This is a genomic window from Vibrio sp. PSi01 (genome assembly GCF_054960695.1).
The window spans coordinates 138,788-154,461 of record NZ_JBHNYN010000011.1 but is presented as its reverse complement, the minus strand read 5'-3'; the positions used below and the strand labels follow the sequence as shown (position 1 = coordinate 154,461).

The window sequence follows — 15,674 nt, the reverse complement described above, 5'->3', positions numbered from 1 at the left end:
TACGAACCCACATTCTGCTTGGGTGAATAGCCTCAAGCACATCAACAGGCAAAGGCAGCGGATTGCCACACATTTGTGCTGCTAACACTTCAGCTAATAATGGCGCAGAGCTTAAGCCGCGTGAGCCTAGTCCAATAAAGCAATAAAGGTTAGGGAAGCTCGTTACCGTTTGAACATCCTCAACCGAATCTTGTTGAGGGTTGAAGTTGTGCAGGCCTTGGTATTGCTCTTTGATCGATTCGAAATTGCCCACATTGCCGACAAATGGTAGGTGATCTCGGCTTACGCTTCGGATACCTTGGCGCGCTAAGTTGTCACTGGTGTCGACATCTTTTGTCCACTCTTGGTCTGGCAGCGATCCGTTCAGGCGCTCACCATTATGTTTCTGAACCTCAATATCAAACTCTTGGTCGATATTGGTTTTGTCGTAGTTCGCGCCAATACAGTGGTGACCGTTATTTGGATTTTGCGGCGTTAGGTAACCATCAAAGCACAACACGGTTTTTAGCTTGGTTAAGTTTTCCGTGGTCGGAATATGGCTTACTTGGCCTTTAACCGGAGTAAGAGGTACGGGTTGAGTCTGCTCAAACTGGGTGAACTTGTGGCCGTTCGCAACGACTACTTGGTCATGTTTAGTTTGAATCGTACCTTGTGGTGTATTAATGGTGAGTTGCCATTGTTGTTCAACTTCGAGCCACTCAAGTTGAGTTACTTGATGTTGATAGTGCGCACTCACTTGGTTGGTTTCTTCTAACTTGCTAATCAAACCTCGAGTAAGCTGAAGAGGGCTTAGCCACCCACCCAATGGAAAGTAAACACTCTCTTTATCAACCGGTAAGCCAATCTTTTCATTCGCTTGTTCTGGCGACAAACGCTGAATTAGGTCGGTGTGGAAGTTGCCTTCCAACATGCGATTGAGCTTTTTGGTTGAACCTTCATCCCACATCAGAATATTTACGCCACACCAGCTGTGGTCAAATTGAATAGACTGAGCTGCTTGATTAATAAATTGACGAGCAAACAGTAACCCAGGGCCAAAAATGCGAGACACGTTCGAGGTCGCTTCGCTCAATAATGGATAAATCGCACCTTGGTTATTGCCTGAGGCATTGCCCGCTGCTTGTGGGTGTTCACAGTAAAGGGTGATGTTTTTATCACGGCGGCTTAGCGTTTTGGCTAATGCAGCGCTGGCAACACCACCACCGATAATGGCGATATCTTGTGAACCACTGTGTTGAGCTAGGCCATACCAAGGTTTGATGTTGGTATGAGCGTGCTTTTCGTCAAGGCGGCCTGCAATCATTTCACGCTTAGTACCAAAGCCTTTAACTTTTTTCATTACAAAGCCGGCTTCGATTAAACCGCGGCGAACAAAGCCGGCAGCGGTAAACGTTGCACAGCTGCAATCTTGTTTTGCCAGTTTGGCCATGCCGTTGAATAGGTTTTGATTCCACATTTCAGGGTTCTTACTTGGCGCAAAACCATCTAAGAACCAAGCGTCAACCAAACCTTCCTGCGGGGTCGGCACGTTTGGCATACAATCTTTAATATCACCAAACCATAAATCGAGTGTGATCGCGCCATCGCCCAACACAATGCGGTGACATTCCGGCAGAGCAATCGGATAGTGTTCTTGGAGTTGCGTCGCATACTGGGCTAGTTCAGGCCAAGATTGGTGCGCTTTGATCAGATCATCTTTATTCAAAGGATATTTTTCAAAACTGATGAAATGTAACTCTTTGGTCATCGCTTGTGGGTTATCTTTAAGAAAAGCATCGAACCATTGCCAGACTGCGAGAAAGTTTAAACCTGTACCAAAACCGGTTTCAGCAATCACAAAACGGCGTTGTTGATGTTCAACCCAACGCTCTGGAAGGTGGTTTTGTTTTAAAAAGACGTAGCGAGTTTCTTCTAAACCGTTAACATTAGAGAAGTAAACGTCGTCAAATTGGTCTGAAACTGGCGTGCCAGACTCATTCCATTCCAGTTCTGCATTAGTAATTGAAGTCATAAAATCTATCATTTTGTGATTTGAAGCGATATGTTGGTAGGGATTGTACGAATTTCTAGGAAAGCTGACCACTTTTGTTAGGCTTCTTAGTTATCATCTAGCTGAATTTAGAATTATAGGAATGTCACATGAAACGAGTCGTAATCACCGGTATGGGTATTGTTTCAAGTATCGGTAACAACGTCGAAGAAGTTTTAGCATCACTGAAAGAGGGTAAATCAGGTATTACCGCTTCAGAGCAGTTCAAGGAAAATGGCTTGCGCTCTCAAGTTTGGGGTAACCTGAAAATGAACCCTGCTGACCATATCGATCGCAAAAAAATGCGCTTTATGGGTGATGCAGCGGCATTCGCTTATCTTTCAATGGAGCAAGCAATTGCTGACTCTGGTTTAACTGAAGATCAAGTATCTAATGACCGCACAGGTATCGTTGCGGGTTCAGGTGGTGCTTCATCTCTAAACCAAGTTAACGCTGTAGACATCATCCGTGAAAAAGGCGTTAAGCGCGTTGGTCCATACATGGTTCCACGTACAATGGCTTCGACGGTTTCGGCTTGTCTTGCTACACCATTCAAAATCCGTGGCGTGAACTACTCTATGAGCTCTGCATGTGCGACATCTGCACACTGTATTGGTCACGCAATGGAGCTTATCCAACTGGGTAAACAAGACGTTGTATTCGCTGGTGGCGGTGAAGAACTGGATTGGTCTCTGACTATGATGTTCGACGCAATGGGCGCTCTTTCTACTAAATATAACGACACGCCAGAATTGGCTTCTCGTACCTACGATGCAGACCGTGACGGTTTCGTTATCTCTGGTGGCGGCGGCATGCTAGTAATCGAAGAGCTTGAGCACGCAGTTGCTCGTGGCGCAAAAATCTACGGCGAGATCGTGGGTTACGGCGCAACTTCAGATGGCTACGACATGGTTGCTCCTTCTGGTGAAGGCGCGGTTCGTTGTATGAAGATGGCAATGCAAAACGTTGATGGTGTTGACTACGTGAACACTCACGGTACTTCAACTCCTGTTGGTGACGTTAAAGAACTTGGCGCAATCCAAGAAGTATTTGGCGGCAACAGCCCAGCAATCTCAGCAACTAAAGCGATGACAGGTCACGCTCTAGGTGCAGCTGGTGTACACGAAGCAATTTACTCAACACTAATGCTTGATAACGGCTTTATCGCTCCAAGCATTAACGTTGCAAACCTAGACGAAGCAGGCGCAGGCCTAGACATCGTAACGGAAGCTCGTGAGCAAGAGCTAACAACGGTTATGTCTAACAGCTTTGGTTTCGGTGGTACGAACGCAACGCTAGTAATCAAAAAATACCAAGGCTAACTGAAGCCAAGGTTAAATTAATAAAAGGTTAATCGTTAATGGGTGACGTGAGTGCAGATTCAACACGCACAGGCCACTCAGTAATCATGACCATCAGAACATAGCTTTTATAAATAGGGTTTTAAGCGTGTTTTTTAACCTTAGCTTTGTAAGCTTCGCTTTAGAAAATGGCTTTTTAAATCAAGATTTAGAAGTTGAAAGGTTTCCAGAGCTTGACCAGTAGTGACTTTGGTTAGTACTGGTTGAACAGACGCAAGACTCTGTCTCCTGGAGAGCGAGATAGGATCCTTTTGTTCTGGATGTTTGCCCGATTGTTTATTCAATCGGGCATTTTTCGTTTTAGTCTTCTGACTTTTACTTTTTGATTTTAGGTATTGGTTCTTATTTCTGTTCTTGTTTGTGCAGACTAGGCGATTCAGCCCTTTATTTATAATGTATTCCAATTGCGACTCGACACCGAGTGTGGAATTTTGCACAATCATTTCAATTCACATTTAAGGTCGACAGACCCCAACGAAAGTACCTTCCCAATGAAAATCTTAATCGATGAAAATATGCCTTATGCTGAAGCGCTTTTTAGCCAGCTAGGTGAAGTGACAATGAAGTCCGGTCGAACGCTAACCGCTGACGATCTTGTTGACGTAGATGCTCTGATGATTCGCTCGGTGACTAAGGTCAATGAAGTGCTGATCAGCAAAGCGAACAAGCTTAAGTTTGTTGGAACTGCAACAGCTGGTATGGATCACGTCGACCAAGAATTGATGAAAGAGCGTGGTATTTTCTTTACTGCAGCGCCTGGCTGTAACAAGGTGGGTGTTGCTGAGTATGCCTTCAGCGCGATGATGGTGCTTGCGCAGCAACAAGGCTTCTCTGTATTTGACAAAACGGTCGGTATTATCGGTTGTGGTCAGGTAGGTAGCTACTTAGCGAAGTGCTTAGAAGGTATTGGCATTAAAGTCTTGCTGAACGACCCTCTAAAACAGCAAGAGGGTGATACTCGTGAGTTCACCGACCTTGAAACGTTGTTAGAACAATCTGATGTAATTACTTTGCATACACCTATCACCAAGACGGGCGAATTTCCAACGCACCACATGATTAACGAAAAAGTGCTGAATAACTTCCGCGCTGATCAGATCCTAATTAATGCTGCGCGTGGCCCGATTGTCGACAACCAAGCGCTAAAAGCTCGTCTGCAAAAAGCTGACGGTTTTACTGCGGTTCTGGATGTATTTGAGTTTGAGCCTGAAGTCGACTTTGAGCTTCTTCCATTATTAGCTTTTGCAACACCTCACGTAGCGGGCTACGGTTTAGAGGGCAAAGCGCGCGGTACTACGATGATCTTCAACAGTTATTGTGAATTTTTAGGTACTGAACAACGTGCTTATGCAAGCGATCTTCTGCCGATAGCCCCAGTGCCTCAAATGAAATTAGATAGAGCTTGGGATGAAGCAACACTGCACAATTTGACTCAGTTGATCTATGATGTGCGCAAAGACGACGCCTTATTCCGTCGCAATATCTCTACGCCGGGTTCTTTTGATAAGATGCGTAAAGAATATTGGGACCGTAGAGAGTACAGTGCAGTCGAGTTAACGGGCGACGAATCTTGTAATTTAACGCCGTTATCTAAACTCGGTTTTATGGTAAAGCCAACTTTATAAAAGAGAGAAACAATGAGCCAAGAATTTAATATTGCTATTTTAGGTGCGACTGGTGCGGTTGGTGAAACCATTCTTGAAGTACTTAAAGAGCGTAAATTCCCTGTCGGTGAACTGCACTTACTAGCAAGTGAACGTAGTGAAGGCAAAACTTCCCGTTTTAACGGCAAAACAATACAAGTACAAAACGTAGAAGACTTCGATTGGTCTCAAGTACATATTGCGTTTTTCTCTGCTGGTAGCGAGCTTTCTGAGCGTTGGGCTCCAATTGCTGCGGATGAAGGTGTGGTTGTTATCGATAACACATCACGCTTTCGTTACGAATACGATGTTCCTCTGGTTGTGCCAGAAGTGAACCCTGAAGCGATTGCTGAGTTCCGTAACCGTAACATCATTGCGAACCCTAACTGTTCTACTATCCAAATGGTTGTAGCACTAAAACCAATTCACGATGAAGTCGGTCTTGAGCGTATTAACGTTTCAACTTACCAATCTGTGTCTGGTGCAGGTAAGCCGGGTATCGATGAGCTAGCAGGTCAAACGGCTAAGCTTCTTAACGGCATGCCAGCTGAAAATTCAGCGTTCTCACAGCAGATCGCGTTCAACTGTATTCCTCAAATCGATGAGTTTACTGAGAACGGCTACACGCGTGAAGAGATGAAGATGGTTTGGGAAACTCAAAAGATCTTTGCTGATTCTTCAATCACAGTGAACCCAACGTGTGTTCGCGTACCTGTATTCTACGGTCACGCTGAATCTCTACACATTGAAACTCGCGCGCCAATCGGTGCAGAACAAGTGGTTCAGCTTCTAGAGAACACAGAAGGTGTTGAAGTATTCCAAGCGCTCGACTTCCCAACTCAGGTTCGTGATGCTGGTGGTAAAGACCACGTTATGGTTGGTCGTATTCGTAACGACATCAGCCACCACAGCGGCGTGAACATGTGGGTGGTTGCTGATAACGTTCGTAAAGGTGCGGCGACAAACGCAGTACAAATCGCTGAAGTTCTGATTCGCGATTACTTCTAAGCTTCATTGCTTTGATAAACAAGCCTCACTCTTTAGTGAGGCTTTTTTAATCGATTGAAAATATTGTTAGTCAAATTGTGTGAAATTGCTGCGAATATTGTTGCTGCAACACATTTTTTGTTTTCATCTCTATAGTTTTACGTCATTTATCCGATATATTTAATAGATCATCACTTTTCCGAATTTAAGCACCTAGCTGAGCCTTTTATGTTTCAAATTTTCAAGCCGTGGTTAATGCCTTTTGCCTTTATCATTGCGACTCAGATTTCCGTTGTTCGTGCAGATTCCATTCGAGTTGTAGGGCCTAATGGTCAGATACAATCAGCGCCTACGTTTTCAGAACCTCTTCAAAGAGCGCAGTCGAATAGCGCTGAGCCTTCTCGTTTCTATGGTCCAACTCGTGGCTCAGAAACTTTGTGGTCTATTGCCTCAAAGCTACGCCCTGATAACTCTGTTTCAGTTCAACAAACCTTGTTGGCTATTTATCGCTTAAACCCGCAAGCGTTTGAAAATCAGAATATCCATAGCTTGTTGCCTGCCAGTAATTTACGTGTTCCTTCTTTAGAGCAAACACGTGCTAGCTCGACGCAGCAAGCTATCAACATCATGAACTCGCACCTTGCTAAGCTTGACGCTCCTGTGACTAAGCCTGCAGCTTCGAAGCCAAAGGCGCCGATTCCTGAAAGCGCAAACAATGTTGCCCCAGCCAAACAAGTCAGCGCTGCAGAAACCGTTAAAAAGCCATTGTCTCCAACCCAGTCCTCTCTAGCCAACTCAGCTCCAACCCAGGAGATGAACAAGCTAGAGAAACAGTTAGAGCTTTCAGAAACAGAGTTGTTGTCACTTGAAGAGAAAAACCACCAACTTCGTTTGATGTTGTCGAATGTCCAATCGGAAGTCGATGAACTAAAAACAGAACTCAGTGATGAAGACCGCATTCGCAGCGAAGTCGAAAAGCTACTTGATGAAGAGCGTAGAAAGAACGCTGAAATCGAAAAAATGGCACCGAGTGCGATGGACGAACTGTTATCTAATGGTTGGTTAGTTGCGGCCCTTGCGATTATTCCGGGTCTTTTACTTGGTTTGATTATTGTGATGTTGTTAGGTCGTCGTTCTAAAAATGATGAACAGCAACAAACCTCTCAAGATCAACCTATTCAGCCAGAGCCAAGCAGCGCAGCGCCTATCGCTCTTAGCGATGAAATGGATGACTTTGACAACGATCTATCTCTAGATGATGAGTTGTTTGGTACTGAAGATGACGCCAATAAGTTGTTTGATGACCAAGCACTTGCAGAAGAAGACGATGTATTTGCGGGTTTAGAAGAGTCTGATCTCGACTTCAACCTTGACGGTGAAGATGATGACCCATTTGCCAGCATCGGTGATAACGGTGACTTAGATACCAACTTCGACGAGCTGGACTTAGACAGCAGTAACGGCATCAGTGTCAACGCTGAAGAAAAAGCACTTGGCCTTGAAGAGATGGAACGTGCGCTTGATAAAACGGCAGAAAGCGCACTTGATTCGGATGATGGTGATTTTGACCTTTCGGATGACAATACAATGTCTGCTGATGACATTGAGGCGTTACTATCTCAAGAATCCGCAACAGAAGATTTAGGCTCAAATGAGCTAGACCAATCTCTACTTGATGATCTGTTTGCGCTTGATGATGAAGATGATGACAGTTTCGATATCGATGCGTTGATTTCAGAAGAGCAAAATGATTCGGCTTCTAGCACAAACATGCCAGCAACTGATGACTTCGACATTGATGCGCTTATTTCAGAGCAACAGAGCGATGCTAAACCAGCCGATGTGAGCAACGATGAATTTGATATCGATGCTTTGATTTCTGAACAGCAGACCTCACAACCTGCGGTTCCTAGTGTAGAAGATGATATTGATGACATCTTTGCTCAAGTCGCAGCGCAGAACAATGGAGCTAATGATCCTTTTGACCTAGATAGCGATGATGAGATTGCTTCTGATCTTAACAGCGGTTTAGCGTCTGATGATGATATTGAAAATATTCTGGCTCAGTTTGATCAACCATTAGAAAGTGAAGAAGAACCAGACAGTGTTGACCTACTGGATGAACAATTATCAAGAAATGATGTTGATCTAAGTAACTCAACTGACCTGCTTGACGAAATGCTAGAAGATGAATCAGATGAGGATTCTGGCGAACCTTTGGGCTTTGATGCTTTATCTGAACTGGAGGAGCTTTCTGGTCTATCAACCGATGATGAACTAAACATCGCAGAAGACAGTATAGAAACCTTGGATGAATTGATCAGTGATTCTGATGGTGATGACTTTGAGCTTGATGCTGAGAGTACAGATTTACTTGATGATTTTCTTGATAGCGAATTATTAGCTGACGATCTTTCAACCGATGGAACAGATAAGCCGGTCACTGAATCTTTAGACCCGTTTGATGACTTACTAACCAGTGGTATTGAAGACGAGCTTGAATCAGAAGAATTGACGTTTGATAAAGAGTTGGACACCGCGTTTGATTTAGACAAAACCAGTGATGACCTTCTTACCGATTCAGACGTTGAGCCTGAACAGATAACCGATCAACCAACTGAACTTGAGTCCTCAGAAGCTGAGTTAGCACAAACAACCGATACAAGTGAAACACTGCAGCCTGAACAACCTTCAACCAACGATGAATCATTAGATTCGGAAATTGCTGAAAACGATGTTGATGTTCCGGCTGAAAGTGAAAAAGCGTTTAACAGTGATGACTTTATCGATGATTTGTTTGGCGTAGCGCCTGCAACGGATGCATTGCTAGATGATGCACTAGAAACAACTGACGAAGAGTTGGTTGATGAGTTGATGACGTCTGATGACAGTGCTTTACAGGAAGCGGTTGAAGAGCCAATTGAAGATCTCATTGATAATATTTCAGAGCCAGAACAAACGTCTCTTCCGGATGCTACTGAAACCTTACCAGAAGAGAGCGTGTCGTCTGTTGAAGATGACGAACTGGATATAGATTCACTGCTATCTGAAAACTCTGATCTCGAAGCACCAGTTTATGATGAGCTAAAGCAGGAAGAACCTAGTCAACACAGAACTGAACAAGGCGAGTCAGCCGCACAAGACAGTAGTGAAGACACCGCGCCTAGTCTTGAAAACCACGTTGCTCCGCCTTCTTTGAATGATATTTCTGAAGACGATGAAGAGACGGTTGAAGATTGGCTAGCAGAAGCGATCGACGATGTCGAATCTCCAGAGAACATTGACTCTGATTTTAACTTTGAACCGAAAATTGAAGGTAGCGATGAGCTAGAGAATGTTGTTGAATCCATGCCAGAGCCAGAGCCAGAGCCAGAGCCAGAGCCAGAGCCAGAGCCAGAGCCAGTTCGTGCTGCGAATATGCCAGAGATCATTCCCAATGAATTTGGTGTACCAGAGGATGACGATTGGCTGATTGGAGAGGATACAATTAACGAAGGTGCATTGACGGAATCTGACGCGGAAGTAACATCGGAATCAGAAGCTCCTGTTGCTGACTCTCAACTCGACGCTGCACCTGAAAGCGGTGCTGTGCCTCAAACGGAAACCACACCACAAGTTGAATCTGTACCTCAAACTGAAACTACTTCCTCAGACAGCGAAGATGAGTTCTCTTTTGATGATTTCGAATTGCCTGAGTTCGGTGAAGAAGATGCATTGGCGGAAGCTGATGCTGAAGTCACACCAGAATTCGAAGCTCCTGTTGTTGACTCTCAACTCGATACTGAATTGCAACTAGACGCTGCACCGCAAATTGAATCTGCACCTCAAATAGAAGCTACACCATCAGACAGCGAAGAAGAGTTCTCTTTTGATGATTTTGAGCTTCCTGAGTTTGGCGAAGAAGATGCATTAGCGGAAGCTAACACTGAAATAACACCAGAACCAACAGCACCTGTTACTGATTCACAACCAACCGCAGAACCTCAAACTGAAATGGCGAGATCAGATAGCGAAAAAGAGTTTTCGTTTGATGATTTTGAACTTCCAGAGTTTGGTGAAGAAGATGCGTTGGCGGAAGCAGTTAGTGAACCGGACGAAGCACAGTTAGAGCAAGACTTATCTGATGGTACAGAGACGTTCGAGTTCGATGACCTTGACCTTCCTGAGTACGATGAAGAGAGTGCCAAAGCGGATTCTGTTCTTGATGACATTGAACAAAGTAGTGACGAGCCAGTCGCTGAAGAACAAGGCGTAGAATTAGATGAATTTGATTTGCCGGAATACGGTGAAGATGAAGCTATATCAGATGCCTTTGCTGAAAAACCAACGCCGTTAACTTCTTTTAGCCCGCAAGGTGAAGAGCAAGACGCATTGCATGACTTGTTCTCTAATCCACAAAGCTTTAGTCAAGCTGATGATTTCTCTGATACAGAAGAACCTGAAGTTGAAGACTTTACTCAACCGATGACTTCTGCGGGTGAAGCACCAAGACAAGACTTAAACACAGCGTTGACTCAAGACGAGCCACTTGAAGGCTTTGATGATTTTGATGAAACTGCATTAGCTGAATTGCTTTCTGAAGATGTTCAAGACTCTGTCGACAACATGTTCAACAAACCACTGGATGCGACCTCAATTGATAGTGCAGGACTTGATATTGATGCCATGCTTGAAGTTGGCGGTGAAGATTGGAAAGGCTTTAACCTAGCGCCAGAGCAACAATCGAGCATGCATAATGATGTGCCTGATGATCAACAAGAGATTTGGGCGTCGGCTGAACAGCAAGCTGAACCGAAGATCAAAGAAGAGAATTGGGCTCAACAAGACAACCTAACCGAATCAGGCAACAGTCGTGATAAGCAGTACATGACGATTGATGAACTAATGGCTCAAGTAGAGCAAGAAGGTGAAGAAGTCATTAATCCAGACGATGAAGAGTTAAAATTGGACGTTGGCCTAAATGAATTCCCTGATGTCATTGGTGATATTGGTAATTTTGATGTGGACAGCAACGCTGAAGCTGCTGGTAAGCTTGATTTGGCTAAAATCTATATCGAGATGAGTGATCCTCATGGAGCTATTAAGCTCTTGGAAGAGGCGATAGTAGACGGCAGCGATGATATTCGCCGAGAGGCAAAGAACCTCATCGATACGTTAAACGGCCGATAAATTAAATCAAACATAAAGGGTAGCGTTGGCTACCCTTTACTTTAGGGCGCTGGTGATTGTTTATTGCAGTTTTAACTCCATCTCATTTGGGCTAACACTCATTTCCGTATATACTTCTCGGCCCATTTTCAAAGAGAACAAGAACATGAAAATTGCTTTAGGTATTGAATATAACGGTACCCACTACTTTGGTTGGCAGCGCCAACGAGACGTGAAAAGTGTCCAAGAAGAATTGGAAAAGGCTCTTTCAGTTGTCGCGAATCACCCGGTAGAAGTTATGTGCGCAGGTCGAACCGATGCTGGTGTTCACGGTACGGGGCAAGTCGTTCACTTTGAAACAAATGTCGATCGCAAAATGGTAGCGTGGACAATGGGCGCGAATGCCAATATGCCAAAAGATATTGCGGTTCGTTGGGCTACAGAAGTGAATGAAGATTTTCATGCTCGTTTCTCAGCAACAGCTCGTCGCTATCGTTACATTATCTTTAACCACGCATTACGCCCTGGCATTTTAAATTCAGGAGTGAGTCATTATCATGGTCACCTTGATGAGAAAAAAATGCACGAAGCGGGTCAGTACTTGCTTGGTGAAAATGACTTTACGTCGTTTAGAGCAACACATTGCCAATCTCGCAGTCCATGGCGAAACATGATTCACTTAAACGTGACTCGTCATGGACACTACATCGTGATCGATATTAAAGCGAATGCGTTTGTCCATCATATGGTGAGGAATATCACTGGTAGCTTAATTGCGGTAGGTAAAGGTGAGCAGAAACCAGAGTGGATCCAATGGCTTTTAGAAGCAAAAGATCGAAAAGTTGCAGGTGCGACCGCAAAAGCGGAAGGCTTGTATCTGGTAGATGTTGATTATCCTGAACATTTTGATCTACCAAGAGAGCCAATTGGCCCTCTATTTTTACCGGATGATTTGAACTAAATGTGAGACTTAGGTTCAAAAAATATTACGGTTTCGTGCGTAAAATAGTCACAGAAAATAGGTACAACCAGTTTTTTATCTACAGTCGCTGTTTTATGTGCTTTAATTCCCACGCATAATTCCCAAATTTATTTCTTTCGCAATCAAGCGGAAGAATCGAAACAAAAAGGTCTTCCATGAGTTGGCTTGAAAAGATTTTAGAAAAAAGCAACATCGTAACATCTCGTAAAGCGTCTATCCCTGAAGGGGTTTGGACTAAATGTACTTCTTGTGAGCAGGTTCTTTACCATGCTGAACTAGAGCGTAACCTAGAAGTATGTCCAAAATGTGACCATCACATGCGCATGAAGGCACGTCGCCGTCTGGATACATTCCTAGACAAAGGTGAGCGTGTTGAACTGGGCACTGATCTTGAGCCACAAGATAAACTTAAGTTTAAAGACTCTAAGCGCTACAAAGAACGTATCTCTGCTGCACAGAAAAACAGCGGTGAGACAGATGCATTAGTGGCAATGAAAGGCGAACTACTTGGTTTACCTATCGTAGCATGTGCGTTTGAATTCTCATTTATGGGTGGTTCAATGGGCTCTGTGGTAGGTGCACGTTTTGTGAAAGCTGTTGATGCAGCTATCGAAAACAATTGCGGCTTAGTGTGTTTCTCTGCAAGTGGTGGTGCTCGTATGCAAGAGGCGCTTATGTCTCTAATGCAAATGGCGAAAACCAGTGCTGCTCTTGAGCGCTTATCTGCGAAAGGCTTACCGTTTGTTTCAGTAATGACTGATCCAACAATGGGGGGTGTTTCTGCAAGTTTGGCCATGCTTGGTGATATCAATATTGGTGAGCCAAAAGCGCTTATCGGTTTTGCTGGACGTCGTGTAATTGAGCAAACGGTACGTGAAGACCTTCCTGAAGGTTTCCAACGCAGTGAGTTCTTACTAGACCACGGTGCTATCGACATGATCGTTGACCGTCGTGAAATGCGTCAGCGTGTTGCAAGCCTTGTTGCTAAAATGACCAACCAGCCTTCACCATTGGTAGTTTCTGTGAACGATTCACCGAATGAAGCTACTTATGAAGTACCAGAAGCGCCAGAAAAAGGGTAAAGTACCATCTAACAAACCTACTTAATCATGGTTATGAGTTAGATGAGTCAACAACCTATTCCTCAAGCCACATCCTCTTTGGAGATGTGGCTTGATTATTTATCAAACATCCACACAAGTGCTATTGATCTTGGTTTAGACCGAGTTCAAGCCGTCGCCTCTAAGGCAAAGCTCACCAAACCTGCTCAACACGTTATTACCGTTGCTGGAACCAATGGCAAAGGCTCAACGTGTGCTCTGATGGAAGCGATTCTGTTGGACGCTGGTTACTCAGTTGGTGTCTACAGTTCTCCTCACTTAATTCGCTATAACGAGCGTGTTCGTATTAACGGCCAAGATCTATCCAACGAAAAGATGGTTCAGTCTTTCGATTTCATTGAGAAAGAGCGTGGCGAAATCAGCCTTAGCTTTTTCGAATATGGTACGTTGGCGGCGTTACGCGCTTTTCAAACAGAAACGGTTGATGTTGTGTTATTGGAAGTGGGTCTAGGCGGGCGTCTAGATGCGACCAATATCGTTGAACATGATGTTTCTGTGATTACCAGTTTGGCTGTCGACCATGTTGATTGGTTGGGTGACGACATCAATGTGATTGGCTTTGAAAAAGCGGGTATCTATCGTAGTGGTAAACCTGCTATTTGTGGTCAACCCAAGCCACCTGCGACGGTTGCTGCGCACGCTGATGACATTAAGGCTGAGTTCTATCAAGTGGGTATTCAATATGCTTATGATGTAGATGGTGATGTGTGGAATTGGCGCAGTGGTGCATTTCAATTGGAATCACTGCCTATTCCAAGCCTACCATTACCTAATGCAGCAACAGCATTAATGGCACTAGGTACTTCAGATCTGACTATTAGCGATGTTAACGTGGTGAACGGTTTGAAGAATGCTCAGCTCCCGGGACGCATGCAGCAAATTAGTGAACACCCCGTGATTGTGCTTGATGTCGCGCATAATCCGCATTCGGCCGAATATTTTGCACAGCAAGTTGAGAAGACGTACGCAGGAAAAAACTTACACGTTGTTGTCGCTATGCTTCATGACAAAGATATCCCCGCGACATTGGAAGTATTAGCGCCGATGACAACACATTGGTACCCAGCTTCACTGCAAGGCCCACGAGCTGCAACGGCGGCGGAATTGTGTCAAAGCTTACCTGAAGGTATAAAGCAGCATACAACTCCTGTTGCGGCGTTTGAAGCGGCTTTAGCTTCGGCTCAAGGTGATGATGTTGTGTTGGTGGTCGGTTCTTTCCATACCGTTGGTGAAGTGTTGGAGCACTGGCAGAAAAAAGGAAACTAAATGGCAAGTAAATTCCAAAGCCGATTAGTCGGCACCATCATTTTAGTGGCCATTGGCGTGATTGTATTGCCCGATGTGCTTGATGGTAAGAAGCTCCACTACAAAGAAGAGTTTGCAAGCATTCCGATTAAACCTGAGCTTGATAGTAATGTTGAGGTTTTTGAAGTGCTCGACCCTGTTGAAGATCAGATTGCATTACCGGATTCTCCGGTTGAGCAAGTGGTTGAAAGTGGCGGTGCTGATAAATCCGATACGCAAATGGCGTCGACTTCAAACAATAAAGAAGCAGACAAAGTGGCAGTCGTGGTGAAACCTGTACCAGAAAAAAATGAATACCAAGACAGTGCTTGGCTTATTCAATTAATGGCTTTGAAGAATGCTGACAACGCAAAAAATGTTGTTAAGGATTTACAAAAGCGTGGTTACCAGGCTCACACCAAACAAGAAAAAACTTTTACGCGAGTAATTATTGGCCCGGATGTCTCTAAATCCAAACTTGAGCGACAAATTAAGGAATTAGAAAAAATTACGGGTTCAAAAGGCCAATTGCTCAAATTTAAACCGTTAAATCCATAAGAAAACGTTTGCGTCAGCATTTTTTCTGTTAAAATGCGCGCCAACTTAAGATGAAGAATTCATGAATTGGTTAGATTTTGTCATTTTAGGCGTGATCGGCTTCTCTGCCGTGATCAGTTTAGTTCGCGGTTTCGCTAAAGAAGCGTTGTCACTTGTTATTTGGTTTGGAGCATTTTTTATTGCTAGCCAGTACTACGCTAAATTAGCCATGTACTTCACCAATATCGAAGATGAGATGTTTCGAAACGGAACTGCGATAGCAGCATTGTTTGTTGCGACGTTAGTTGTTGGTGCCTTAGTTAACTATGTCATCGGTCAACTAGTTCAGAAAACAGGCCTGTCGGGTACAGACAGAATCCTCGGTGTCGTCTTTGGTGGCTTACGTGGTGTTTTGATTGTTTCTGCAGTGTTGTTTTTCATGGATGCGTTTACTGCATTCCCAAGTTCTGAGTGGTGGAAGAATTCGCAATTGGTTCCGGAGTTTAGTCGAATCATTGCGCCGTTCTTCGAGCATTTACAAGCAACATCTAGTTTCTTATCTGGCGCGCTTTAGCGCCAGTT

At 44.3% G+C, this 15,674-nt stretch carries 11 protein-coding genes; 9 read left to right on the top strand and 2 right to left on the bottom strand.

Features of this window, described 5'->3' with window-relative positions; genetic code table 11:
- A partial coding sequence (gene mnmC / locus ACFI6G_RS15475; RefSeq protein WP_462710348.1) for a bifunctional tRNA (5-methylaminomethyl-2-thiouridine)(34)-methyltransferase MnmC2/FAD-dependent 5-carboxymethylaminomethyl-2-thiouridine(34) oxidoreductase MnmC1 occupies nucleotides 1–2,011 on the bottom strand: 2,011 nt, incomplete at its 3' end.
- 128 nt (nucleotides 2,012–2,139) lie between these two features.
- Between mnmC and fabB the strand changes: the two genes are divergently transcribed.
- Nucleotides 2,140–3,351 (top strand): beta-ketoacyl-ACP synthase I, encoded by a 1,212-nt coding sequence (gene fabB / locus ACFI6G_RS15470; RefSeq protein WP_010436883.1) that lies wholly within the window; start codon nucleotides 2,140–2,142, stop codon nucleotides 3,349–3,351.
- Between the two features lie 140 nt (nucleotides 3,352–3,491).
- Here fabB and ACFI6G_RS15465 read toward each other — a convergent pair whose 3' ends face one another.
- Nucleotides 3,492–3,833: a hypothetical protein gene (locus ACFI6G_RS15465; protein WP_010436885.1), complete on the bottom strand. Its 342-nt coding sequence runs from the start codon at nucleotides 3,831–3,833 to the stop codon at nucleotides 3,492–3,494.
- 48 nt (nucleotides 3,834–3,881) lie between these two features.
- Here ACFI6G_RS15465 and ACFI6G_RS15460 point away from each other — a divergent pair, with 48 nt between their 5' ends.
- From ACFI6G_RS15460 to ACFI6G_RS15425, 8 genes are all read left to right on the top strand, one after another.
- Nucleotides 3,882–5,015: a 4-phosphoerythronate dehydrogenase gene (locus ACFI6G_RS15460; RefSeq protein ID WP_462710347.1), complete on the top strand. Its 1,134-nt coding sequence runs from the start codon at nucleotides 3,882–3,884 to the stop codon at nucleotides 5,013–5,015.
- Nucleotides 5,016–5,027: 12 nt separating this feature from the next.
- On the top strand, nucleotides 5,028–6,041 hold the full coding sequence (locus ACFI6G_RS15455; RefSeq protein ID WP_010436890.1) for an aspartate-semialdehyde dehydrogenase: 1,014 nt from the start codon (nucleotides 5,028–5,030) through the stop codon (nucleotides 6,039–6,041).
- 207 nt (nucleotides 6,042–6,248) lie between these two features.
- On the top strand, nucleotides 6,249–11,189 hold the full coding sequence (locus ACFI6G_RS15450; protein WP_146531790.1) for a FimV/HubP family polar landmark protein: 4,941 nt from the start codon (nucleotides 6,249–6,251) through the stop codon (nucleotides 11,187–11,189).
- Nucleotides 11,190–11,334: 145 nt separating this feature from the next.
- Entirely contained in the window at nucleotides 11,335–12,129 is a 795-nt protein-coding gene (gene truA, locus ACFI6G_RS15445) for a tRNA pseudouridine(38-40) synthase TruA (RefSeq protein ID WP_010436895.1), read from the top strand.
- Between the two features lie 176 nt (nucleotides 12,130–12,305).
- Nucleotides 12,306–13,232, top strand: a complete 927-nt coding sequence (gene accD / locus ACFI6G_RS15440) for an acetyl-CoA carboxylase, carboxyltransferase subunit beta (protein ID WP_010436898.1) — start codon at nucleotides 12,306–12,308, stop codon at nucleotides 13,230–13,232.
- A gap of 42 nt (nucleotides 13,233–13,274) precedes the next feature.
- Nucleotides 13,275–14,537 carry a bifunctional tetrahydrofolate synthase/dihydrofolate synthase gene (folC, locus tag ACFI6G_RS15435; RefSeq protein WP_016767511.1) on the top strand — a complete coding sequence of 421 codons (1,263 nt, stop codon included), beginning with the start codon at nucleotides 13,275–13,277 and terminating at the stop codon, nucleotides 14,535–14,537.
- Nucleotides 14,538–15,113 carry an SPOR domain-containing protein gene (locus tag ACFI6G_RS15430; protein WP_010436902.1) on the top strand — a complete coding sequence of 192 codons (576 nt, stop codon included), beginning with the start codon at nucleotides 14,538–14,540 and terminating at the stop codon, nucleotides 15,111–15,113.
- A gap of 61 nt (nucleotides 15,114–15,174) precedes the next feature.
- Nucleotides 15,175–15,666: a CvpA family protein gene (locus tag ACFI6G_RS15425; RefSeq protein ID WP_009848678.1), complete on the top strand. Its 492-nt coding sequence runs from the start codon at nucleotides 15,175–15,177 to the stop codon at nucleotides 15,664–15,666.
- Nucleotides 15,667–15,674: the final 8 nt, after the last annotated feature.